The organism is Bauldia litoralis (assembly GCF_900104485.1).
Classification (GTDB): Bacteria; Pseudomonadota; Alphaproteobacteria; order Rhizobiales; family Kaistiaceae; genus Bauldia; species Bauldia litoralis.
Genome location: NZ_FMXQ01000011.1, coordinates 107,292 through 129,153, shown reverse-complemented (window position 1 = coordinate 129,153; position 21,862 = coordinate 107,292). Strand labels below are relative to the sequence as shown.

25 protein-coding genes are annotated in these 21,862 nt (G+C 66.7%); 14 read left to right on the top strand and 11 right to left on the bottom strand.

Features of this window, described 5'->3' with window-relative positions; genetic code table 11:
• Nucleotides 1-13: 13 nt before the first annotated feature.
• Nucleotides 14-1,228 carry a Tm-1-like ATP-binding domain-containing protein gene (locus BLT60_RS21630; protein ID WP_090880171.1) on the top strand — a complete coding sequence of 405 codons (1,215 nt, stop codon included), beginning with the start codon at nucleotides 14-16 and terminating at the stop codon, nucleotides 1,226-1,228.
• A 42-nt stretch (nucleotides 1,229-1,270) separates the two neighbouring features.
• On the opposite strand, the gene BLT60_RS21625 is transcribed toward BLT60_RS21630, so the two are convergent.
• Both BLT60_RS21625 and BLT60_RS21620 read right to left on the bottom strand, forming a co-directional pair.
• The gene (locus tag BLT60_RS21625; protein WP_090880168.1) at nucleotides 1,271-1,510 is read right to left on the bottom strand and encodes a DUF2188 domain-containing protein; all 240 of its coding nucleotides are present in this window, start codon (nucleotides 1,508-1,510) and stop codon (nucleotides 1,271-1,273) included.
• Nucleotides 1,511-1,546: 36 nt separating this feature from the next.
• Entirely contained in the window at nucleotides 1,547-2,068 is a 522-nt protein-coding gene (locus BLT60_RS21620) for a Dps family protein (protein WP_090880165.1), read from the bottom strand.
• Nucleotides 2,069-2,374: 306 nt separating this feature from the next.
• Here BLT60_RS21620 and otnK point away from each other — a divergent pair, with 306 nt between their 5' ends.
• The 9 genes from otnK to BLT60_RS21575 all read left to right on the top strand — a co-directional run bounded on the left by otnK (nucleotide 2,375) and on the right by BLT60_RS21575 (nucleotide 10,916).
• A complete protein-coding gene (gene otnK, locus BLT60_RS21615) occupies nucleotides 2,375-3,631 on the top strand; it encodes a 3-oxo-tetronate kinase (protein ID WP_090880163.1) in 1,257 nt (418 codons plus the stop codon).
• Entirely contained in the window at nucleotides 3,628-4,248 is a 621-nt protein-coding gene (gene otnC, locus BLT60_RS21610; protein ID WP_090880160.1) for a 3-oxo-tetronate 4-phosphate decarboxylase, read from the top strand. Before otnK ends, otnC begins: the two co-directional genes overlap by 4 nt.
• A gap of 103 nt (nucleotides 4,249-4,351) precedes the next feature.
• Nucleotides 4,352-5,047 carry a TetR/AcrR family transcriptional regulator gene (locus BLT60_RS21605; RefSeq protein WP_090880157.1) on the top strand — a complete coding sequence of 232 codons (696 nt, stop codon included), beginning with the start codon at nucleotides 4,352-4,354 and terminating at the stop codon, nucleotides 5,045-5,047.
• Between the two features lie 147 nt (nucleotides 5,048-5,194).
• Entirely contained in the window at nucleotides 5,195-6,262 is a 1,068-nt protein-coding gene (locus BLT60_RS21600; protein ID WP_090880154.1) for a BMP family ABC transporter substrate-binding protein, read from the top strand.
• 10 nt (nucleotides 6,263-6,272) lie between these two features.
• Nucleotides 6,273-7,034, top strand: a complete 762-nt coding sequence (locus BLT60_RS21595; protein ID WP_090880152.1) for a cysteine hydrolase family protein — start codon at nucleotides 6,273-6,275, stop codon at nucleotides 7,032-7,034.
• Nucleotides 7,031-7,504 carry a RidA family protein gene (locus BLT60_RS21590; protein ID WP_090880149.1) on the top strand — a complete coding sequence of 158 codons (474 nt, stop codon included), beginning with the start codon at nucleotides 7,031-7,033 and terminating at the stop codon, nucleotides 7,502-7,504. The genes BLT60_RS21595 and BLT60_RS21590 overlap by 4 nt, the downstream gene beginning before the upstream one ends.
• A complete protein-coding gene (locus BLT60_RS21585) occupies nucleotides 7,501-8,985 on the top strand; it encodes an ABC transporter ATP-binding protein (protein ID WP_175478579.1) in 1,485 nt (494 codons plus the stop codon). The genes BLT60_RS21590 and BLT60_RS21585 overlap by 4 nt, the downstream gene beginning before the upstream one ends.
• The gene (locus BLT60_RS21580) at nucleotides 8,985-9,998 is read left to right on the top strand and encodes an ABC transporter permease (RefSeq protein WP_139167922.1); all 1,014 of its coding nucleotides are present in this window, start codon (nucleotides 8,985-8,987) and stop codon (nucleotides 9,996-9,998) included. The genes BLT60_RS21585 and BLT60_RS21580 overlap by 1 nt, the downstream gene beginning before the upstream one ends.
• The gene (locus tag BLT60_RS21575; protein WP_090880140.1) at nucleotides 9,999-10,916 is read left to right on the top strand and encodes an ABC transporter permease; all 918 of its coding nucleotides are present in this window, start codon (nucleotides 9,999-10,001) and stop codon (nucleotides 10,914-10,916) included.
• Between the two features lie 15 nt (nucleotides 10,917-10,931).
• On the opposite strand, the gene BLT60_RS21570 is transcribed toward BLT60_RS21575, so the two are convergent.
• Nucleotides 10,932-11,693: an SDR family NAD(P)-dependent oxidoreductase gene (locus BLT60_RS21570; RefSeq protein ID WP_090880137.1), complete on the bottom strand. Its 762-nt coding sequence runs from the start codon at nucleotides 11,691-11,693 to the stop codon at nucleotides 10,932-10,934.
• 152 nt (nucleotides 11,694-11,845) lie between these two features.
• Between BLT60_RS21570 and BLT60_RS21565 the strand changes: the two genes are divergently transcribed.
• Complete coding sequence (locus tag BLT60_RS21565) at nucleotides 11,846-13,135, top strand: class-III pyridoxal-phosphate-dependent aminotransferase (RefSeq protein WP_090880134.1); 1,290 nt, start codon at nucleotides 11,846-11,848, stop codon at nucleotides 13,133-13,135.
• 35 nt (nucleotides 13,136-13,170) lie between these two features.
• Nucleotides 13,171-14,178, top strand: coding sequence for a phosphotransferase enzyme family protein (locus BLT60_RS21560; RefSeq protein ID WP_090880131.1), 1,008 nt, complete (start codon nucleotides 13,171-13,173; stop codon nucleotides 14,176-14,178).
• 152 nt (nucleotides 14,179-14,330) lie between these two features.
• On the opposite strand, the gene BLT60_RS21555 is transcribed toward BLT60_RS21560, so the two are convergent.
• Nucleotides 14,331-14,528, bottom strand: a complete 198-nt coding sequence (locus BLT60_RS21555; RefSeq protein ID WP_090880127.1) for a hypothetical protein — start codon at nucleotides 14,526-14,528, stop codon at nucleotides 14,331-14,333.
• Between the two features lie 133 nt (nucleotides 14,529-14,661).
• On the opposite strand from BLT60_RS21555, the gene BLT60_RS21550 reads away from it, so the two are divergent.
• Entirely contained in the window at nucleotides 14,662-15,336 is a 675-nt protein-coding gene (locus BLT60_RS21550) for a hypothetical protein (RefSeq protein ID WP_090880124.1), read from the top strand.
• A 282-nt stretch (nucleotides 15,337-15,618) separates the two neighbouring features.
• On the opposite strand, the gene BLT60_RS21545 is transcribed toward BLT60_RS21550, so the two are convergent.
• From BLT60_RS21545 to BLT60_RS21520, 6 genes are all read right to left on the bottom strand, one after another.
• Nucleotides 15,619-16,248, bottom strand: a complete 630-nt coding sequence (locus BLT60_RS21545) for a microcompartment protein (protein ID WP_090880303.1) — start codon at nucleotides 16,246-16,248, stop codon at nucleotides 15,619-15,621.
• Nucleotides 16,249-16,463: 215 nt separating this feature from the next.
• Nucleotides 16,464-16,739, bottom strand: coding sequence for a BMC domain-containing protein (locus BLT60_RS21540; protein WP_090880121.1), 276 nt, complete (start codon nucleotides 16,737-16,739; stop codon nucleotides 16,464-16,466).
• Between the two features lie 69 nt (nucleotides 16,740-16,808).
• Complete coding sequence (locus tag BLT60_RS21535; protein WP_090880118.1) at nucleotides 16,809-17,084, bottom strand: EutN/CcmL family microcompartment protein; 276 nt, start codon at nucleotides 17,082-17,084, stop codon at nucleotides 16,809-16,811.
• Nucleotides 17,081-17,572: a hypothetical protein gene (locus BLT60_RS21530; RefSeq protein WP_090880115.1), complete on the bottom strand. Its 492-nt coding sequence runs from the start codon at nucleotides 17,570-17,572 to the stop codon at nucleotides 17,081-17,083. The genes BLT60_RS21535 and BLT60_RS21530 overlap by 4 nt, the downstream gene beginning before the upstream one ends.
• 3 nt (nucleotides 17,573-17,575) lie before the next feature.
• Entirely contained in the window at nucleotides 17,576-18,181 is a 606-nt protein-coding gene (locus BLT60_RS21525; RefSeq protein WP_090880112.1) for a BMC domain-containing protein, read from the bottom strand.
• 9 nt (nucleotides 18,182-18,190) lie between these two features.
• A complete protein-coding gene (locus BLT60_RS21520) occupies nucleotides 18,191-19,780 on the bottom strand; it encodes an aldehyde dehydrogenase family protein (protein WP_090880300.1) in 1,590 nt (529 codons plus the stop codon).
• A gap of 211 nt (nucleotides 19,781-19,991) precedes the next feature.
• On the opposite strand from BLT60_RS21520, the gene qhpR reads away from it, so the two are divergent.
• Nucleotides 19,992-21,068, top strand: a complete 1,077-nt coding sequence (gene qhpR, locus BLT60_RS21515; RefSeq protein WP_090880109.1) for an AraC-like transcriptional regulator QhpR — start codon at nucleotides 19,992-19,994, stop codon at nucleotides 21,066-21,068.
• Here the strand turns inward: qhpR and fabG are convergent, their stop codons facing one another.
• Complete coding sequence (gene fabG, locus BLT60_RS21510; RefSeq protein ID WP_090880106.1) at nucleotides 21,069-21,845, bottom strand: 3-oxoacyl-ACP reductase FabG; 777 nt, start codon at nucleotides 21,843-21,845, stop codon at nucleotides 21,069-21,071.
• Nucleotides 21,846-21,862 lie beyond the last annotated feature (17 nt).

Sequence of the window (21,862 nt, the reverse complement as noted above, 5' to 3'; positions counted from 1 at the left end):
AGGAGATGGTGCCATGGCACGCAAGGTCGTCGCAATTCTGGGAACGCTCGATTCGAAAGGCGTCGAATTCGCCTTCCTGAAAAAGCAGATCGAAGCGCAGGGCGCGGCGACCCTGGTTATCGATGTCGGGGTGCTCGGGCCGCCCCATTTCACGCCGGAGATTCGCGCAGCCGAAGTGGCCGAGGCGGGCGGGTCCGATCTCGCCACGCTGGTCGCGGAGAGGGATCGCGGCCGGGCGCTGGCAGTGATGGCCGAGGGGGCAGCGGTGGTGGCTGGCCGGCTCCATGAAGAAGGCCGGATCGACGGCATCATCTCGATGGGCGGCGGTGGCGGCACGGCGGTCGGCACGGCGGCCATGCGCGCCCTGCCGGTTGGCGTGCCGAAACTGATGGTTTCGACGCTCGTATCGGGCGACGTCAGCGCCTATGTCGGCGTCAAGGACATCACCATGATGCCGTCGATCGTCGACATTGCCGGCATCAACCGCCTGTCGTCGCGGATCCTCACCAATGCGGCGGGCGCAATCGTCGGGATGGTTTCCGCTCCCCTGCCTGCGGATACTGGCGATCGCCCGCTGATCGCCGCCACGATGTTCGGCGTCACCACGCCCTGCGTTACCCGGGCGAGGGAGGTGCTGGAGGCGGCCGGCTACGAGGTCCTCGTCTTCCACGCGACCGGCACCGGTGGCCGCAGCATGGAGGAGCTGGTGCGGGGCGGCTATATCGCCGGGGTCCTCGACCTGACGACGACCGAACTCGCCGACGAACTGGTCGGCGGCGTGTTGAGCGCCGGGCCCGACCGGCTTGAAGCGGTGGGCGAGGCCGGCATTCCACAGGTGGTGTCCGCCGGCGCCCTGGACATGGTGAATTTCGGGGCGCCCGAAACCGTCCCGGAAGCGTTCAGGGACCGGCTGTTCTACCGGCACAATCCGCAGGTGACGCTGATGCGCACCACGGTGGAGGAGAATGCCGAACTCGGCCGGATCGTCGGCAGGAAGCTGAGCCGGGCCACGGGGCCGACGGTCTTCATGATCCCGAAGGGCGGGGTCTCGCTGATCGACGTCGCGGGGCAACCGTTCCACGACCCGCAAGCCGATGCGGCCCTCTTCGACGCGCTGCGGGCGACGCTTGGGGCCAATGTCGAGATTGTCGAAATGGATGAGGACATCAACGCCGACGCCTTCGCCGTGAAGGCGGCGGAATTGCTGTTGGCCAGGCTCGCGGGGTGAGGGCGAAACGGCTGCCGGGACTTCCCGGCAACCGTTGGATCGTCAGCCCTTGACCTCGGTCTCCGGCCGATCATCGCCCTTTGCCAGTTCCTCGTGCCACTTGCCCTGCTTGTCCTCCCAGGAGATTCCGGTGGAGGTGCCCGGAATCTGCTGCTCCATGGCGGCCCGTCGGGCGGCAGCCAGCGCCGCGTCGTGTGACGGGAAGGTTTCGGAGAAGACGTCGCCGACCTTGTAGGCCCAACCGCCGTCGTGTTCGACGATTTCGTAGGTGACTTTGACCATCGTGCTCTTTCCCCGTGTCTGTGATTGTCGGCCCGGTCAGCCTTCGGTCTGGCGGCCGGTCTCGAACAGGAACCAGATGCGCCGTTCCGCTTCGTCGATCCAATTCTCCAGCATGCTCGCGGTTCCCACGTCTCCGTGCTCGTCGCAGACGGCATGGGTCTCGCGCATGAAGGTCGCGAGCCGCATGTTGTCGTCGCGAAGTTCGGCGAGCATGTCGAGCGGTGTCACGTAGTCCGCGTCATTGTCGTCGATCCGCTGGAGCTTGGAGATCTGCCCGATCGATTTCAGCGTCGGGCCTCCGACCTTGCGCGCCCGCTCGGCGATGTCGTCGGTTGTCGCGAGGATCTGCGCAGCCTGCTCGTCGAACATCAGGTGGTAGTCGCGGAAATGCGGCCCCGAGGCATGCCAATGGAAGTTCTTGGTCTTCATGTAGAGGGTGAAGACATCCGCCAGCAGCGTGGTCAGCGCGGCGGCAATGTCCCTGGTCGCATTGGCGCCGAGCCCGGTCGGCGTCTTGAGCGGGGCCGTTCTCTTCGATTTTGCAGATGCACGCTTCACGTTCGGTCTCCTCGGTTGGTGCGGCGTCTCGCCAGGCAATTCGGCCGGTGGGCAAGGCCCGATGATTGGCGGGATCGTGTCGCGGTTTCATTGAAATGGGAAGCCTACGCCCGAAAAACGAGCCCCGTCCTCTCGGCGGTACCTCCGCTTCGGCCCGCATGACCTTCTCCATTTCGATCGATATCGCTAGGTTCGCCGGGTCCAATCGTGATTCACGCCGGTGCGACAGTTCGCGTCCGGCCAAGACCGGGGCTGGTTCTTGATGTCTTGTTTCTCCTTCATTGCCTCCACACCCAGGGTGACGCCATGCTTCTGGGGGTAATCGCCGACGATTTCACCGGCGCCAGCGACATTGCCAACACGCTGGCCAAGGGCGGCATGGCGACGGTCCAGTTCGTCGGCGTCCCCGGCAAATCCGCGCCGGCCGACTGCGAGGCCGGCGTCGTGGCGCTGAAGACCCGGTCGATCGCCGCATCCGATGCCGTGGCCCAATCGCTCGCGGCGCTGGAGTGGCTCAAGGCGCAAGGGTGCCGACAGTTCCTGTTCAAATACTGCTCGACCTTCGATTCGACGCCGGAGGGCAATATCGGGCCTGTGGCGGAAGCGCTGCTTGCCGCGCTCGACGCACCGTCGGCCGTGGTCTGTCCTGTCTTTCCCACGACCGGGCGGACGCTCTACATGGGGCACCTCTTCGTCAACGGCCGGCTGCTCAGCGAGTCCGGCATGGAAAAGCACCCGCTCAACCCGATGACCGATCCGGATATCGGGCGATGGCTGGCGCGCCAGACCAGGGTTGGCGTCGGGCTGGTTTCCTATCCGACCGTGCGGGCAGGGGCGGAGGCGATCCGGGCCGGGCTCGACCGCGAGACCGCTGCCGGGCGACGGCTGATCGTCGCCGACGCCATTGTCGACGAGGACCTCTTCAGTCTCGGCGAGGCGCTGGACGGGGCGGTGCTGATCACCGGTGGCTCGGGGATCGCCCTTGGTCTGCCGCGGAATTTCGAGCGCCAGGGACTGCTCGGCGGCGCGGCGGCCAAGGTGCCGGCCGTCACCGGGCCCGGCTGCGCCCTTTCCGGGTCATGCTCGACCGCGACGCAGGCGCAGGTCGCCGCCTATGCGGCCGGCCACCCGACGCTGACCATCCTGCCCGGGGATCTGGTCGAGGGCCGGATGTCCGTCGCCGAGGCGCTCGGCTTCGTCGAAACCAATCTGGCGGATCTGCCCATGGTTACCTCGACGGCGGCGCCGGAGACAGTCTCTGCAGCGCAGGACCAGTACGGCCGCGAGATGGTCGCCGGCGCGATCGAGACCTTCTTCGGCGAGCTTGCCGCCGGGCTGGTCGCAAAGGGCGTTCGCCGGCTGGCGGTCGGCGGCGGTGAAACCTCCGGCGCGGTGATCACCGCGCTCCACCTCGACACGCTCCGCATCGGCGGCGAGATCGATCCGGGCGTCCCGGCGCTGGTCAGCGATGGTGATCCGATGCTGGGGCTGGCGCTGAAGAGCGGCAATTTCGGCGCCACCGACTTCTTCGAGAAAGCCCTCAGGGCGATGGAGACCCCATGAGCGAGGCGACGATCCGCGCGGCCATGGTCAAATGGGGCCGCTCGATGTTCGAGCGCGGCCTGACCAGCGGCTCGTCGGGCAACATCTCGGTGAAGCTCGACGACGGTTACCTGTTCACGCCGACCAATTCCTGCCTCGGCTTTCTCGAAGCCGACCGGCTGTCGAAGCTCGACGCCGCTGGCGCGCCGGTTTCCGGCGATCCGCCGACCAAGGAATTGCCGCTCCATTTCGCCTTCTACGAATCGCGACCCGAGGCCGGTGCGGTGGTTCATCTCCACTCGACCCATGCCACCGCGGTTTCCTGCCTGAAGGACGTCGACCCGGCAAATGCGCTTCTGCCGATGACGCCGTATGTCGTCATGCGGGTCGGCCAGGTGCCGGTCGTTCCCTATACCCGCCCCGGATCGTCGGAGGTCGCGGCGCTGATCAAGGAAACGGCACCCAGCGCCGCGGTCCTGCTCGGCAATCACGGGCCGGTCGTATCGGCGAGCGATCTCGATCGCGCGGTGTTCGCCATCGAGGAACTGGAGGAGGCGGCGCGGCTCTCCATCGTGACCCGCGGGCTCCATGTTCGCTATCTCGATGCGGACGCGATCGCGGCGCTCAGGCCGAGTTGAGACGCCCGCTGCGCGCGGTCGCCCGTTGCCTTCCTATTGGCGCAGGCCGACGCTTCGCCTAAGAACGAGCCGTCGCGGGCGGGAATGATCGAGCATCAGGGCGTTGTCACCGAAAGCAACAGGCGTCAGCAAACGCAAGGTCAGCCAGCCGCGCATGGGCCGGCCGCCGCGCAATGGCGACGGCGGCGCGGAGCCCGGCGCCAACCGTGACGCACTGCTCGCCGCCGCCCGGCTTGAATTCGCGCGCCATGGCTTTGCGGGAGCCCGGGTCGGCCGGATCTGCGAACAGGCCGACACCAATGTCCGCATGGTCTATCACTACTTCGGCAGCAAGAGCGGTCTCTACATCGCCGTGCTGGAAGCGGCGATGGCCGACCTGCGCGCCGCCGAACTCAAGCTCGATGTCGACGTCACCGAGCCGCTGGTCGGCCTGCTGCAGCTTTTCGATTTCATCCACGATCATTTCGACGCCAACCCGCAGCTGATCAGCCTGCTCAGCGCCGAGAACCTGATGCAGGCGCGCTATCTGAAACAGTCGGGCGTGATCCCGGCGATGTCCTCGCCTGTGCCGAAGCTCATCCAGACGCTGGTCAAGCGCGGCGTCGCCGATGGCACGGTGCGCAAGAGCGTCGATCCCCTGCGCCTCTACGTGATGATGGTGGCGCTCTCCTATTTTCACCTCTCCAACGCGCCGACGCTTTCCGCGATCTTCGACGAGGACCTGGCCCGGGGGCCGTGGCGGGAGCGTCAAAGGCGCGATGCCCGCCAGATGATCGAGCGTTTCTTGCGCGTCGGTTGATCACTCCGGTTGCCTGTGCCCAAACTGCGGGCAGGCCCTCTCGGCGCTTTCTGGCGGATTTCTGCCAATCTCCGGCTGGCACGCTGATTGCTAGTAAGTAAGCGGTCGTTTACTTCCGAGCGACCCACGAGCGAAAGAGGGTTCAGCATGCGCAAACTGCTGACGGGCGCGATCGTTGCGTCGGGACTGATCGCGGGTCTGGCCGGGCCGGCATGGGCCGCCGACAAGATCGGCTTCATCTATGTCGGGCCGGCCGCCGACTACGGTTACAACATGTCGATGGATCTCGGCCGCAAGTATGTCGAGGAGCAGATCGACGGCGTCGAGACCACGGCCTTCGAGGCGATTCCCGAGACCGCCGAGGTCGAACGGGTGATGGAACGGCTGATCAATTCCGGTCACAACATCATCTTCGCCACCAGCTACGGTTATCTCGATCACGCCATCAAGCTTGGCGAGAAATACCCCGAGGTCGCCTTTCTCCATGCCGGCGGCCTCAAGACCTCCGCCAATGTCGGCACCTACTGGGCGGACAGCGACGCAGGCATGTATCTCGCCGGAGTCGTCGCCGGATCGGTGAGCAAGACCGGCAAGCTCGGCTTCGTCGGCGCCTTCCAGATTCCGCAGCTTCTGCGGTCGATCAACGCCTTCACCCTCGGCGCCCAGAGCGTCAATCCCGACGCGACTACGACGGTGGTGTGGACCGGCGGCTGGTGGGAACCGCAGAAGGAAGCCGAGGCGGTCAACGCCTTTGCCGACCAGGGCATCGATGTCATCGCCGAACAGGTCGACTCGCCGATTACCATTGCCGAGACGGCGCTCAAGCGCGATGTCTATGTCATCGGCAAGGATGTCGATATCAGCGACCGGGCCGGCGACGCCTGGCTGACCGGCGTGTCGTGGGACTGGGGACCGATGATGGTCGACCTCGTCAAGGAGATCGATGCGGGGACCTGGGAACCGAGCCATGTGCGCGGCGACCTTGCCAGCGGCAACGCCGTGCTCGATCCGTTCGGCCCGGTGGTGCCTGAGGATGTCCAGGCCTCGGTGATGGCGCTGAAGGACAAGATCGTGGCGGGCGAGCAGGCCGTGTTCACCGGCCCGATTCTGCGCCAGGATGGCAGCGTCGTCGTGCCGGAAGGCGAGGCGATGACACCGGAGGCGATCGAGACGACCGACTTCCTCGTCAAGGGCGTCATCGGATCGACGAGCTAGGGGACGCCGGATGAAACGGATGGGAGCGACACCATCCCAGGACTGGCAGGTGAGCGCCGGCGAGGTCGACATGACCCGTCCGGCGCCACCGGTCCGGCGCCTCGGGATCGCGGCGGAACCGCAGAATGTGGTGGCCGACGCCAACAAGTCGGCGCTGGTCATCGTCGACATGCAGAACGACTTCTGCACAAAGGGCGGATGGATGGACAGTCGCGGGATCGACATCACGCCCAACCGGGCGCCGATCGCGCCGTTGTCGCGGCTGGTCGAGCGGTTCCGCGCGGAGGCGGTGCCGGTGATCTGGGTGAACTGGGGGGTGCGCAAGGACCTGCTCAACATCGCCCCGTCGCTCCGCCATGCCCACAACCCCACCGGCGACGCGGTCGACCTCGGCTCGCCGGTGCCCGGCACCCGCTCCGAAATCCTTCGCAAGGGGAGTTGGGGCGCGGAAGTCGTCGACGAACTGAACGCCGGAGGTGGCGACATCCAGGTGACCAAGCACCGCTTCAGCGGCTTCTGGGACACCGACCTCGACGCGATCCTGCGCAACCTCGGGGTCAAGACGCTGTTCATCGGCGGCGTCAATCTCGACCAGTGCGTGATGACGACCCTCGAGGATGCGAGCTTCCTTGGCTACGACGTCATCCTGATCGAGGATGGCGCGGCGACGACCTCGCCTGCCTATTGCACGCAATCGACGCTCTACAATATCAAGCTGCTGTTCGGCTTCGTCACCCGCTCCGACAGTCTGATCGCGGCATTCGACGCATGAGTGAAGCCGGGTTCGAAGCACGTCTCGGGGCGCTGGCGCTGGAGCTTCCAAACGTGCCGGTGCCGATCGCAAAATTCCGGCCGTGGCGTCGCGCCGGCGACCTCGTCTATCTCGCCGGGCAGGTCTGCGAGTGGAACGGCGTCGTCAAGTTCGTCGGCAAGCTGGGGGTCGACCACGACCTCGATGCCGGCCTGTCGGCGGCGCGGATCTGCGCCCTTAACCTCATCGCGGCGCTCCGTCAGGCCTGCACCGACGATCTCGATCGGGTCGACCATTGCGTTCGGCTCGGCGGCTTCGTCAACTGCGCGCCCGACTTCGACAGCGTGCCCTTTGTCGTCAATGGCGCATCGGACCTGATGGTCGAACTGTTCGGCGAGAGCGGCGAGCATTGCCGCACCGCCGTCGGCGTGGCGAGCCTGCCGCAATGCGCGGCGGTCGAGGTCGATGCGGTGTTCCGGCTCAGGCCATGACCGCCCCGCCACTCATCCGGCTAAAAGGCGTCACCAAGCGCTTCCGTGATCTCGTCGCAAACGATGCGATTGATCTCGATATCGCGGCGGGCGAGGTGGTTGCCCTTCTCGGCGAGAATGGCGCCGGCAAGTCGACGCTGATGAAGCTGGCCTATGGCTACCTCTTGCCCGATGCCGGCAGCATCGAGGTCGACGGCCGTCCCCAGACCATCCATTCGCCGCGCGACGCCATGGCGCTTGGCATCGGCATGGTGTTCCAGCAGTTCAGCCTGCTGCCGGCGCTGAGCGTCCTCGAGAACCTTCTGCTCGCCTGGCCGCGCGCCGGACGGTGGCGCTCGGGGGCGGAGGACGAGGCGGCGATGGAGGGGCTTCGCGACCTCGCGCCCGAGATTGCACCGGGGACGCGGGTGCGGAACCTTGCCGTTGGCGAGAGACAACTGGTCGAACTCGCCAAGGTGCTCAATCTCGATGCCCGGCTGGTGATCCTCGACGAGCCGACCTCGGTCTTGACCCCGCAGGAGGCAGCGCGGCTGCATCGTCTCGTACGCGGGCTGGCGGACCAGGGCCGGTCGGTGGTCATCATCACCCACAAGCTTGCCGATGTCCGGGCCTGCGCCGACCGCGTCGCAGTCATGCGGCGCGGCAAGCTTGTCGATGCGGCCGCGATCGGCGACCGCACCAACGATCAACTCGTCGAGGCGATGGTCGGCAAGAGCGTCGCGCGACGTGGCCGTCCGGCCCATCGTCGCCTTGGTCCGCCGCGACTGATGCTCCGCGATCTCTGCTGCGGCGGGATCCAGCCGGCGCGGAATGTCGATCTCGAAGTCCGGCGCGGCGAGATTCTGGGCATCGCCGGTGTCGCCGGCAACGGACAATGGGCGTTGGCGGAAACGGTCGCCGGGCTGGTGCCTCCGGAAAGCGGCGAGGTCTTGCTCGACGGCGAGAGCGTCGCCCGCCGGTCGGAGCGCAAGGCCTTTTCCTCGCCGGTCGCCTACATCCCCGAGGAGCCGATCCGCAACGCCGTGGTCGGCTCGCTCGACCTGGCCGGCAACCTGGCGCTGCGCAGCCTCGCAACCAGCGCGCCCCTCCCGGACCCGGCCGCGGCGGCTGCGCGCCTCGAAGCCTTTGACGTGCGTCCCCCCGAGCCCGGCCGTCGCGCCGCGACGCTCTCCGGCGGCAACCTCCAGAAGCTGGTTGCGGCGCGGGAACTGGGCGAGCATCCGGCGGCGATCGTCGCCTGCTATCCGACCATGGGGCTGGACGTGCACGCCACCGAGGCGATCCTCGGCCGGCTGGTCGATCATGCCAGCGCCGGCGCCGCGGTTCTGTGGATCGGCGAGGAGATCGACGATCTGCTCGCCATCGCCGATCGTATCGCCGTGATCCACGATGGCCGTATCGTCGCGGACCTGCTGCCCGGCGCAACCAATGCGGCGGAGATCGGCCGGTACATGGCCGGCGGCCAGTCCAGGGCGGCGTGATGCAGCGGTTGCTCGCGCCCGGACTGGCGCTCCTCTTCTTCGTGGTTCTCGCATCGGGTTTCCTGGTGATCATCGGCCAGCCGCCGGTCGCGACGATGCTCGACCTCGCCGTCTATGCCTTCGGCGACGCCTATTCGATCTCCGAGAGCCTGGTGAAGGCCACGCCGATCCTTTTCTGCGCGCTGGCCGTCATCCTGCCGGCGCGTCTCGGCCTCATCTCGGTCGGCGCGGACGGCCAGCTCTATCTCGGGGCGCTGGTCGGAACCGGCGTCGTGCTGGCGATGCCGGGCGCGCCGATCCTGGTCTTGTTGCCGGCGATGCTGGTCGGTGGCGCCATCGGCGGCGCGGGGCTCGCCCTTGTCGCCGGGGGCCTGCGCGCCCGTTTCGGAGTCAACGAGACGATCACGACGCTGCTCCTCAATTATGTCGCCGTGCTTCTGGTCAATTTCGTCGTCTATGGACCGTGGAAGGATCCTGCCAATCTCGGCTGGCCAGCGACGATCCCGTTTCCGGACGGGGCGACCGTGCCCGGCCTGTTTGGCACCCGCGCCCATGCCGGCCTGATCCTCGCCGTCCTCATCGCGGTGGTGCTGCACATTGTCTTCGCCCGGGGACGGGTCGGGTTGCGCCTCCGTGTGTTGCGCGACAACGAACGCGTCGGGCGGATGGCCGGGCTCAGTTTCGCCCATATGGTGCTTCTGACGATGGGCATTGGCGGTGCGATTGCCGGGATCGCCGGCATCATCGAGACCTCGGCGATCCAGGGGCGGCTGCAGCCGGGCATTTCGCTCGGCTACGGGCTGACCGGCTTTCTCGTTGCCTGGCTGTCGGGACACAGCTTCCTCAGGGCAATCCCGCTGGCGATCCTGATCGGCGGCCTGATCGCCGCCGGCGACACGTTGCAACTCTTCGCCAAGGTGCCGGCATCGAGCGTCACGGTGCTTCTCGGGCTTCTCTTCGCATCGATGCTGGCCGCGGCCGGCATCGCCAGGAAACGGGCGGGGGCCGGATAGATGGAGGGCGCGGAATTCGCCGGAGCATGGATCGCCGCCAGCCTGCGGGCGACGACGCCGCTGCTCTTCGCGCTGCTCGGCGAGACGCTGGTGCAGCGGACGGCGGTGATCAATCTCGGGGTCGAGGGGCAGATGCTGGTCGGCGCCTGCGCCGGCTTTGCGGCGGCGAGCGCCTTCGGCGACCCGTGGCTGGCGCTGCTTGTCGGCGGGATGACGGGGCTCGCCTTGTCGCTGGTCCATGCCGGCCTCTGCCTCGGGGCGGGCGCCAACCAGATCGGCAGCGGCATCGCAGTGTGGATGCTGGGGCTGGGGCTTACCTCCTTCTTTGGCCGGGCTTATGTCGGCGCGAAGATCGAGGGCTTCGGCCCTCTCGTCCGTGACGCCGATACCGGCGTGCCGCTGCTCGACCAGATCCTCTCGCAACTCACCGTCACGACGCTCATCGCCGTGGCGCTGGTGCCGATCATCGGCCTGTGGCTGTTTCGCTCGCGCACTGGACTCCGCTGGCGGGCGGTCGGCGAATCCTTCGAGACGGCGCGGGCGCTGGGGCTCAAGCCGTGGCTGGTCCAGGTACAGGCAATCATGGTCGGCGGGTTCCTCGCCGGTGTCGGCGGCGCGGTGCTGAGCGTCGACTACACCGAGACCTGGGCGCAGGACATGACCAAGGGGGCGGGGCTCGTCGCCGTTGCGCTGGTCATCGCGGCGCGCTGGAATCCCTTCCTCGCGCTGCCCGTGGCTCTGCTCTTTGGGGGCAGCGAGGCCGCGGTGCTGCGGCTGCAGGCGCAAGGCATCGACGTGTCGTCCTATCTGCTGGCCACCACGCCCTACCTGATCTGCATCCTCGTCGTCTGGATCAGTTACGTTCGCATTCGTGGGTCCGGCGGCATGCCGGCGGAACTCAGCCGCATCTTCGGCTAGGGGCGGTGGGCTGCCTCAGGCGATGCACTCGCCGCCGTCGATCACCAGCGCATGGCCGGTCATGAAGGACGAGCGATCCGAGGCGAGGAAGAGGATCGCCTCGGCGATCTCGTCCGGCGCGGCGAAGCGGCCCATCGGGATCTTGTCGCGGACGTAGGCCTGGAGCGCCTCACGGCCGCCCATCTGGCGGGTGAAGGCGTCGTTGAAGGGCGTATCGACCCAGCCGGGGCAGAGCGCGTTGATCCGCACGCCGTATTTGCCGTAGTCGATGGCGATTTGTTTCACCATCGCCACGGCGGCATGCTTGGAGGTCGCGTAGGCGATCATCTCATGGTCGTAGAGCACGCCGGAGTTTGACGAGGTGACGATGATCGAGCCCTTGCCGGCGGCGCGCATGTGCGGCATCGCCAGGCGGGCGAGACGGAAATGGGCGCGGACGTTGATCTGCCACGACAGGTCCATGCCATCGGGATCGACCTGTTCCAGCGCCCCCTCGACCTGGACGCCGGCATGGCTGTGCAGGATGTCGATCCGGCCATGAGCCGCCATTGTTTCCGCGATGAGACGTTCCTGCGCCGCATCGTCGCCGACGTCGGTCTGGATCGCCTGCGCACGGCCGCCGGCGGCGGTGATCGCCTCTGCCGTGGCCTCACCGGCGGCGCTGTCGCGGTCGGCGGAGATGATCGTCGCGCCCTCCCGGGCCATCATCAGCGCCCCCGCCCGGCCGATGCCCGAGCCGGCTCCGGTGACGATCGCCACCCGTCCTTCAAGAATCATGGTCTTTCCCCGTTTCCAGACGCTTCAGCGCTCCGGGAGGTGTCAATTCCTTCCCGGCTTGTGTCAAGTCGGGGCGGGGAGGCGGGCCTAGTGTCGGATGGACCGCCAAGCGCCCGTTCTGGCGCATACCGAACCCCACAGGAGATGGCGTCGTGAGCCAGGCCAAGGACGACTTCATCGCCAAGACGATCCAGTACTGGAATCCCGGCAAGACGCTGGAATGGCAGCGGGTCGGGGTCGATCTCGTCATTGATCGGCGCGAGGCCTACTACCTCTACGACATGGACGGACGGCGGCTGATCGACCTCCATCTCAACGGCGGCACCTACAGCCTCGGCCATCGCAACCCGGAGGTCATCGCCGCGGTAAAGGAGGGAATGGACCATTTCGACATGGGCAACCATCACTTCCCGGCGCTGATGCGGACCAAGCTTGCCGAGATGCTGGCGAAACACACGCCCGAGGGCCTGCAATACTCGATGTTCGCCTCCGGCGGCGGCGAGGCGATCGACATCGCGCTGAAGAGCGCCCGCCACGCAACGCAGCGCAAGCGGATCATCTGCCTCCAGCGCTGCTATCACGGCCACACCGGGCTCGCGGTCAAGGTCGGCGACGACCGCTTCTCGAAGCTCTTCCTGTCGGAAGCCAGCGAGGACGAGGTCACCAAGGTTCCCTTCAACGATCTCGACGCGATGGAAGCGGAGATCATGAAGGGCGACGCCGCCTGCGTCATCATCGAGTCGATCCCGGCGACCTACGGGTTTCCGATGCCGATCCCCGGATATCTCAAGGCGATCAAGGAGATGTGCGAGAAGGTCGGCACGCTCTACATCGCCGACGAGGTGCAGACCGGGCTGATGCGCTCCGGCGAGATGTGGTGTGTCGATACCTACGACGTGGTTCCCGACATGCTGGTCACCGGCAAGGGAATCTCCGGCGGCATCTATCCGATCGCGGTTGTCATCGCCAACGAGAAGTCAGCATCCTGGCTGAACGAGGATGGTTGGGGGCATATGTCGAGTTTCGGCGGTGCCGAGCTTGGCTGTATTGCCGCGCACAAGGTGATGGAGATCGTCTCGCGGCCCGAAACCCGGTCGCAATGCCATTACATTTCCCAGTATCTTCGCCAGGGGCTCAACGACATCCAGGCCCATCATCCTGATTTCTTTGTTGGAATTCGCCAGCGCGGGTTGATCCTCGGGCTTGAATTCGACCATCCGCAGGGCGCCGTCGAGGTGATGCGGACCTGCTATGCCAATGGAATCTGGGCGATTTACTCGGCGCTCGACCCGCGTGCGCTGCAGTTCAAGCCGGGGCTGCTGCTTGACCGGACGCTCTGCGACGAGGTGTTGAATCGGCTCGATACGGCTGTCGGGCAGGCGCGGGCGGCGTTGGTCACGCCGGGACGGCGGGGCGTTTCAGGCCGTCGCGAGGCGGCGTGAGCCGTCCGGCGACAGGAGGGACGGACCCGCGGATCATGCCCGCTTTCGACGAGCTGCCCCATGACGAGCAACTCCGCTGCCTCGCCGAACTGGCGACATCGGCGCTTGCCCAATACGGCATCGCGGCGCCGGACCCGGTTCTCATCAACCTGTCGGAAAACGCCACCTACAAGGTCGACGATGCCGGCTCGGGCCGGCGATGGGCGATGCGCGTCCACCGCGACGGTTATCACTCGCGCGCCGCGATCGCGTCCGAACTCGCCTGGCTGCAGGCGCTTCGTAACGATGGCGTGGTCGTCACGCCGGTGCCGGTGGCGGGGACCGACGGCGAGCTGATCCAGTCGGTCGCCCATCCGGCGATGCGCCGGCCGCGCCATGTCGTCCTGTTCGAGTGGGAGAGCGGCGAGGAGCCGTCTGAGAAGGATCACCTCACCGACAAGTTCCGCGTCCTCGGCGAGGTCACGGCGCGGATGCATCGCCATTCGCTCGGCTGGACGCGGCCTGACGGTTTCGAGCGACTGACCTGGGATTTCGACACCAGCCTCGGCACGGCGCCGCACTGGGGCTCGTGGCGCGACGGCATGGGGCTCGACACCGACAAGACGGCGCTGTTCGCCGAGACGGTCGGGCTGATCGGCCGGCGGCTGGAGCGCTTCGGCAAGGCGCCGGGCCGCTTCGGCCTGATCCACTGCGACATGCGGCTGGCCAACCTCTTGGTCGACGGCGACGCGGTGAAGGTGCTCGACTTCGACGATTCCGGCTTCTCGTGGCACCTCTACGACGCGGCGACCGCCGTCTCCTTCTTCGAGCACGAGCCGCAGGTGCCTGAGCTGATGGCGGCCTGGGTCGAGGGTTATCGCCGGGTGCTCGACCTGCCGGCGGAAGACGAGGCGGAAATCCCGACCTTCGTCATGCTGCGCCGGATGCTGCTGGTCGCCTGGATCGGCTCGCATTCCGAGACTGACCTCGCCCAGTCGATGGGCGTCTCCTACACGGCAACCACCGTGCCGCTCTGCGAGGACTATCTCCGCACGTTCGGCTGAGGCACGGGGTGACGCTCTGGCGCTACCTCAGGCCGAAACGACGGGCGCGATCTCACTGGCCTCTCGCGGATCGATGTTCTGGAGAATGTCGGAAAGGGATTGGTGTTCGTCTATAATATAAAGACCGGTCGCCAGAAGCTAACTCAGGCCGATCAAGAGATGCGGCCCCGGACGTCCTCCGTCTTCTCGCCGACGGAAAGCTCGACAAGGCCGCGGATGTCCTGGCCACGCAAGAACGCGCCGCGGGTGTCTGGGTGCCGCGCCTGCGGGATTTGCACCTCGATAGGAAGCTCTTGAAAAAGGAGCGCCTCAGCAAGGTCGATCGCGTAAAGCTCGCCGGGCTTCTCCACGAACGCGAGACCTATACCGTCGAAAAGCTGAAGCTCCGCGACATTTGGGAGCCGACGCCGTTTCCCCTTGAATCGAGCGAGGGTTCATGAAGGCGTCTGCCGCGAACCGGAGGGCGAAGGTGAGGCCGTCACTATGACGACAGTGCGCCAAGTCACGAAGCTTCTGACGCCGCTGCTTGAACGGCACGACGATCTGCATCTCAATGGCCGTTGGCTCATCGTCAAGCCGGTGCGGCATGTGCTTCGTGGGGTTCTGATCGAACGAACGGGCGAGGCCCGCCAGTTCAATCCATCCTGGGCGGTCGGCTATCTCTGCGAGCCGGCTGAGTCGGTTCCGCTCAACTGGGCGACCATGATTCATCCGCCGGTGGCCGGCCGACTTTGGTATTGGGACGACCCGTCCGTCCGGGACGATCTCTTCTCGGCTATCGAGGAGCAGGCGCTCCCGAGGTTGCGGGCGATCCAGACGCTCGACGACTTCGTAGCCTTCGCATCGGATCGAACCCGCTTCTTTCTGACTGCGTTTGACGGCTACCTGTTGCGATCCGTCGGTGTCGACATCGCCCGTGGTGACCTCGAGACCGCCCGCGCCACCTGCGCCGAACTTGCGACCGGACGGACGAGATGGTCCATGCCGCTCATGCGTGAGGAGTTCGAGCGCATCACCGGCGTCCTCTGCCCCCTGCTGGCATCCGGCGACCGCGCCGGCATGGCGCGGCTTCTCCATGAATGGGAGGCCTATACCGTCGATAAGCTGAAGCTCCGAGACGTCTGGGAGCCGACGCCGTTTCCGCTGGAAGCGCGCTAGGATCGTCCCATCGATTTGGCTGAGGCGAGCCGGGGGCGGGGAGGGAGGAGCCCTACGATGGCAGGCCACGAAGCTCCTCGCGCCGCCGATCGGTCGTCACGACGGGTTGTCGCGGTGGCCGCTGTGCGTGCTTCGAGGCGCGCGTTCCGCGCACACCTCAGCATGGCGATGGGGGGCTTTCGAGACGTTCGACGGCCCGCAGGGATTTCCTTTCCCTGGCCATCCTGAGGTGCTCCGCGTAGCGGAGCCTCGAAGGACGCAGGCGACGCTGGTTCGCGAGCCCTACTTCTCCCGGCCCTCGACCGCTTCCAGCGTCTTGAGAATGTGATCGCGGGCGCGCTCGGCGTCTTCGGTCGATCCGGAGAGGAAGATACGGCCCGAGGCGCCGATCATCTGGCAGTCGACGAGCGTCAGGCCGGGGGCGACGCGCTCGGCCTCGTTGGCGGCGACGGCGGCGAAGAGGGCGGGCTGCATCTCGACCAATAGCAGCGACTCGTCCGGCAGGATCATCGAGGCGTCGCGGTTGCGGTTGAGGATCACCGCGTGCTGGTCGGTCACCGACTCGACGATATCGGTATAGAGTACCTGCGGCCGCAGTTGGTCGGTCGCCTTGGCGCCGATGCCGTCGAGAATCGCCTGGCCGGCGGCGTCGAGCTCCGCCATGTCGAGCGAATGCAGTTCGAGGATGCCGTATTGCCGCTCGACATAGAGGATGCCGGGCTCGACATCCGGCACCGACTTCAGCGCCAGGTCGATCACCCGGTGGATGGCGAGCGCCGGCGCGATCTCGATGATCAGCGAATGGGTGCCCTCCAGCGGGATATAGCCGCGCCCGCGCAGCGGCGAGCCCATATAGGCGGCGAACTGCCGTCGCAGCGACTCGACCTTGAGATAGACGCGCAGTTCAGCCACCGGGGCGCTCCAGTCGTTTTCCGGCCCGAAGGGCGAGGGGCGCGCCGTTCCGATCCGGAAAGGGCAGGCCCAACCTGCCTCGCCGACGCTCATCCCCGCGCAAGCGGGGACCCAGACTGTCGGGGAAGCGGCCTTCAGAAGCCGGATTCCCGCTTGCGCGGGAACAAGCGGGGGGAATGAAGGCGCCGCCCGTGTGAAAGGCCGGGATCAAAGCCTTACTTCGGAATGCCGAACTGCTTGATGACGTCGGCATGCGGCCGCGGGATAACGTGGACCGACACCACGGTGCCGACATGGCCGGCCGCCTCGGCACCCGCCTCGGTCGCGGCCTTGACCGCACCGACATCGCCCTGGACCAGCACCGAGACGAGGCCGGCGCCGACCTGCTCGCGGCCGATGATGGTGACGTTGGCGGCCTTGACCATGGCGTCGGCCGCGGCGAAGGCCGCGACATAGCCCTTGGTTTCAACGAACCCGATTGCATTCGACATGACTGTTCTCCTTGCCTGACTTCTTCGTTCTCTCCGGGGAGGGTGAGATCACCCGTCCCGAGTGGATCTCTATCTCGTCTTCTTCGGCGGTGTGCGCGGCTGGTCGAGAATGCCGATCACCAGCGCGTCGATGACGACCTTGCCGTCCTTGAACCAGCCCCGCGCCACCGAGCCCTGCGTGACGAGCACGCGCTCGCCGTCGCCGGCGCCGAGGGGGTCATAGGCGACGAGGTGTTCGCCGAGGCCGTCATTCTCCTCCAGCGCGATTTCGAGAAGGGCGCCGCCCGGCAGTTCGTCGAGCCGCTTGGTCGCCCAGACCTTGCCGATCACCATTCCGGTTTTCATGGCTTCTGCCTCACGAGTTCGACTTTCATCTCACGCGCCTTGTCGCGCGCCAGCGGGGTCAGCACGACATCGCTGCCGACCAGGATCTTCCGATGGTTCCGCGATATCTCGACGATCTTGGCCTCGCCGAGAATTCCCGACGCCAGTTCGAAAGTGCCGCCCGTCGGCGTCGCGGGCTTCGTCACCGCGGCGGCGCTCGTCTGCTGCGCGGGCCGGGTCGGCTCGAAACGAATGTCGCCGGCAACGATCGCCGCCTTCACCGTTGTGTCTTCGCAGGCTTCGAGGATGGCGCGGGCGAAATCGCCTAGGTCGGCGCCCGAACCGGCGGCGACGGAAACGGTCGCGGGTTTGCCACGGCCGGCTGCTGCGCGCAGTTCGCCGGCCAGCCCACCGCCGGCGGCGACCGGCGGGGTGGCCGCGCCGAGCGATTCCTTCAGCGCCTGGCGGACCAGCGCCCGAAGCTCCTCGCGGTCGAAACCTGCCGCCATTGCCTATTGCCTCATCAGGAGTGTCTGCTCGGCCGCCGATGCGGCGGCGCGAATGCTGCTTTCCTCGCCGGACAGGTAGACGCGGCCGGTGGCGCCCATCATCCGGTAGTCGACGACCTTGATGTCGGCCGCCTTCTCAGCCTCGTTGGCGCACAGGATCGCGTAGGAGGCCGGCTGCATCTCGAGGACGAAGAGCGACTCGCCCGGCAGGATCATCGAGCCGGCCTTGTTCCGGTTGATCAGGAAGGCATGGTAGTTGTCGATCCGCTTGACGATGCGCGAGGCAAGAATCTCCGGACGCATCGCGTCGGCTTCCGTGGCGCCGAGATAGTCGAGGATCGCCTCGCCCGCAGCCTTCACCGACGACGTCGATTTGGCATGGAGCTCAAGGTAGCCGTATTGCCGCTCGACGACGAGCAGGCCCGGCTTGACGTCGACATTCTTGACCGCGATGTCGGTGATGTTCTCAATCTCGAGGCCCGGCGCGACCTCGACGACCAGCGCCGCCATGTTGACCCGTGGCAGGAAACCCCGGCTGAAGGTGCCGAGGTAGCACATCGTCTTCGGCTGAAGCTGGTCGATGAAGATGTAGGAGCGGATCGTCGCCATGGTCGCGCCTTACTGCCGCTCTTGCTGCATGGCGCGCATTTCCTCGAGGATGAGCTGGCGAATTTCGGCGCGCAACGCGTCGGCATCGGCGGGCTCGAACGCATCGGCCGGCGCAGCATTGCCCGGGCGGGACGGCCGTCCGCCGACCCAGTCGAAGGAATAGTCGATCTTGCCCTGGGGCAGGCGCGGCCGGGTAGCCGGTTCCGGCAGGCTGAGGCCGGTGAAATCGCCGAAGGGGATGTCGTCGGCGCTGTTGTAGGCGATCCTGGTCCACTGGACGAGGTGCTGCGGGCCGATATTCTCGCCGATCGAGGAGCGGCCGTGGAAGCCGGTGCCGACGGTCATGGTGGGCCCGAGGAAGGTGTCGAAGCCGGCGGCGCCGGTCGAGCAGCCGACGTTGATCACCACCCGCATGACGTCCATCTCGGCGGCGAAACGCAGGATCATCGCCGTGTCGCCGGCATGGATCGCGGCGGAGTGGCCGGCGCCGCGATTGCGGATCATGGCGCGGCAGGCGGACAGCCCCGCCTCGCGGTCGGCAACTTCATAGAAACCGAGGACCGGGCAGAGCTTCTCGCGGCTCAGCGGATAGTCGTCGCCGATCCGCTCCAGCGGCACGAGCAGGACGCGGGTGTCGCGCGGCACACGGATGCCGGCGCTTTCTGCAATTGTCGTTGCCGGCTTGCCGAGCAGCGAGATGTTGAACTTGCCGCCGGGGAAGAGGTGTTCGGCCAGCCGGTCGCGATCGTCGGCAGAGATCAGGTGGCAGCCCTGCCGCTTCATCTCCTGGGCGAGGCGCCCGGCGATCGCCGCATGGGCGATGACCGCCGACTCGTTCGTGCAGAGGATCGAATTGTCGAAAGCCTTGGACTCGGCGATCTGCTTCGCCGCGCGGGCGACATCGGCGGTCTCGTCGACATAGGCCGGGTTGTTGCCCGGGCCGACGCCGATCGCCGGATTGCCCGAACTATAGGCAGCGCGCACGACCGGTGAGCCACCGGTGGCGAGGATCAGGTTGATGCGGTCGGAGGTCATTACCGAATTGATCAGCGGCATGGTCGGCTCGGGAATGACCTGGATGATGCCGTCCGGCGCGCCTGCCGCCTCCGCCGTCCGCGCGAGCAGCCGGGCCGCATCGACACCGCAGGCCTTGGCGGCCGGGTGGGGGCTGATGAGGATCGCGTTGCGGGTGAGGAGGGCGAGGATCGCCTTGTAGAAGACCGAGCAGACCGGGTTGGTCGACGGCGTCAGGGCGAAGATGACGCCGGCCGGCTTGGGGATCGCGACGGTCTTGGTGGCCGGATCGGCGCGGAAATCGGTGAAATTCTGGTCTTTGTAATGCTCGAAGAGCCCGGTCGAGCAGAGCCGGTTCTTGATCTCCTTGTGGTCGGCATTGCCGAAGCCGCTTTCCTCGACCGCCCAGTCGGCATAGCGGCGCGCCTCGGCGGCGGCGGCCCTGGCCATCGCCTCGACGATCGACAGCACCGTGTCGCGCGGATAGGTGGCGAAGGAGGCGGCGGCCCAGCGCGCCTTCTCGATCATCTGCGCCGTCTGGTGGAGCGTCCCGCCGGCGTCGGTTTCATTGATGGCGGTTGGCATGAACAGTGCTTCCATCGTGGCCGGGGCCAACAGCGGCCACGCAACGATCCGACCCGCAAACTAGGCGGGCCGGGCCCGGTCGGCTTGACACTGTTGGCTGGTTTCTTGACAGGAGCGACAAGGCTTTGACGGCGTTGCTTGATCTGGTGCCGACACCTGTGCGAGCATCCTTTTTCGCGGTTGAAGGCCAACGCCCGGGAGGCGCTGGAGCATGTTGGAAGGCTCGGCCATTTCGCTAGCCACGCGCCAGGATCCAGGGGCCACTGTCGGCGTTCACGCGCCGGGTGTCCTTGCCTCGGCCGCCACCGGGATCGTCGGCTATATCGAACGCTGCCACGGCGATGTCGACCGGATCTTCGGCAATGCCCATATCCTGCCCGACATGGCCGGTTCGCCGACCCTCAAGCTGAGGCTCAGCGCCTTCTGCCGGCTGTTCGAGGAATCCGCCAGCCAGACCGGAAACGAGAATTTCGGCCTGTGGTTCGGCAACCAGTTCCAGCCGCGCGACCTCGGCATGTGGGGCTATGCGGCGGTCTCGGCGCCGACGCTGGGTGCGGCGCTGGAATGCCTCGTCGGTCTCTTCCGGTATCACCAGGAAAGCTCGGTGATGCAGATGCGGGTCGACGACGACGGCCTGGCGCGGCTCGAATACCAGATCACCGATCCGTCGATCATCGAGCGCCGGCAGGACGCCGAATTGTCGCTCGGCATGTTCCTCAACGTGCTGCGGGAGTGCTGCGGCGGCCACTGGTCGCCGGAGGAGGTGCATTTCGAGCATCCCAAGCCGGCCTGCGCCCGCGAGCATGAGGTCGCCTTCGGCGCGCCGGTCTATTTCTCCCAGCGGACCAACGCGCTGCTTTTCCGGCCGGCGGACCTGGCCCGGCCGATGCCGGCGCGGGACCTGCGCCTGCTGGCGGTGATGCAGACCTGTCTCGAACAACTCGGCTCGCGCCCGTCGCAGGACCACATGCTCCTCGACCGGATGCGGACCGCGGTCCGGATGCGGCTGCCGGAGGGGTGCCCGTCGCTGAAGCAGATCGCCGACGAATTGCGGGCGCCGGTCAGCGTCATCCACCAGGATCTCAGCAAGGCCGGGCTGACCTACAAGGAGATGGTCGAGGAGGTGCGGCGCGACCTGGCGCTGTCCTATACCCGGCAGCAGCACCTGCCGTTCTCGGAGATCGCCATGCTGCTCGGCTATTCCGAACTGTCGGCCTTTTCCCGCGCCTTCCGGCGCTGGACCGGGGCGGCGCCGCGCGACTATCGCGCCGCCGCCTACGACGCCTGATCAGGTTTCCAGCGCTTCCAGCGATTCCGGCAGGATCTGACCGCCGTCGACGATGATCGTCTGGCCGGTGATGTAGCCGGCTTCCTTCGAGGCAAAGAACAGCGCCGCATAGCCAATATCCTCGACGTCGCCAAGCCGCTTCAGCGGGATCGAGTTCGCCATCGTCTTGAGATAGTCCTCGCCGAGATCCTCGAGGCCCTCGGTATAGATGTTGCCGGGCATCACCGCGTTCATGGTGATCCCGTATTTGGCGATCTCGATGCAGGCGGTTCGCAGGAAGCCGAGCTGGCCGGCCTTCGAGGCGGCGTAATGGGCCCAGCCGGGAAAGCCGGTCACCGGCCCGGTGATCGACGAGGTCAGCACCACCCGGCCCCCGCCGCTCTGCTTCAGCGCCGGCAGGCATGCCTTGACCGAAACGAAGGTGCCCTTGAGGTTGGTGCCGATCACGTGGTCCCAGTCGTCGGTGGTCATCTCCTCGAGGCTGACCTGCGGGAAGATTCCGGCATTGGCGCACAGGATGTCGAGGCTGTCATAGCGCTCGACCGCCGCCGCAGCGGCTTCCTCCATGCCCGAAAGATCGGTGACGTCGGCGGCGAAGGCCGTCGCCTCGCCGCCGGCCGCGCGGATTTCGGCGGCGCTGGCTTCCGCCGCGTCGAGATGGCGGGCAACGATCAGCACCCGCGCGCCGTGGCGGGCGAAAACGCGGGCGATGCCCTTGCCGATGCCCTTGCTTGCCCCGGTGACAATGGCCGTCTGGCCGTCGAGCGACGTGAGCATGCGATTTCCTCCCTGGT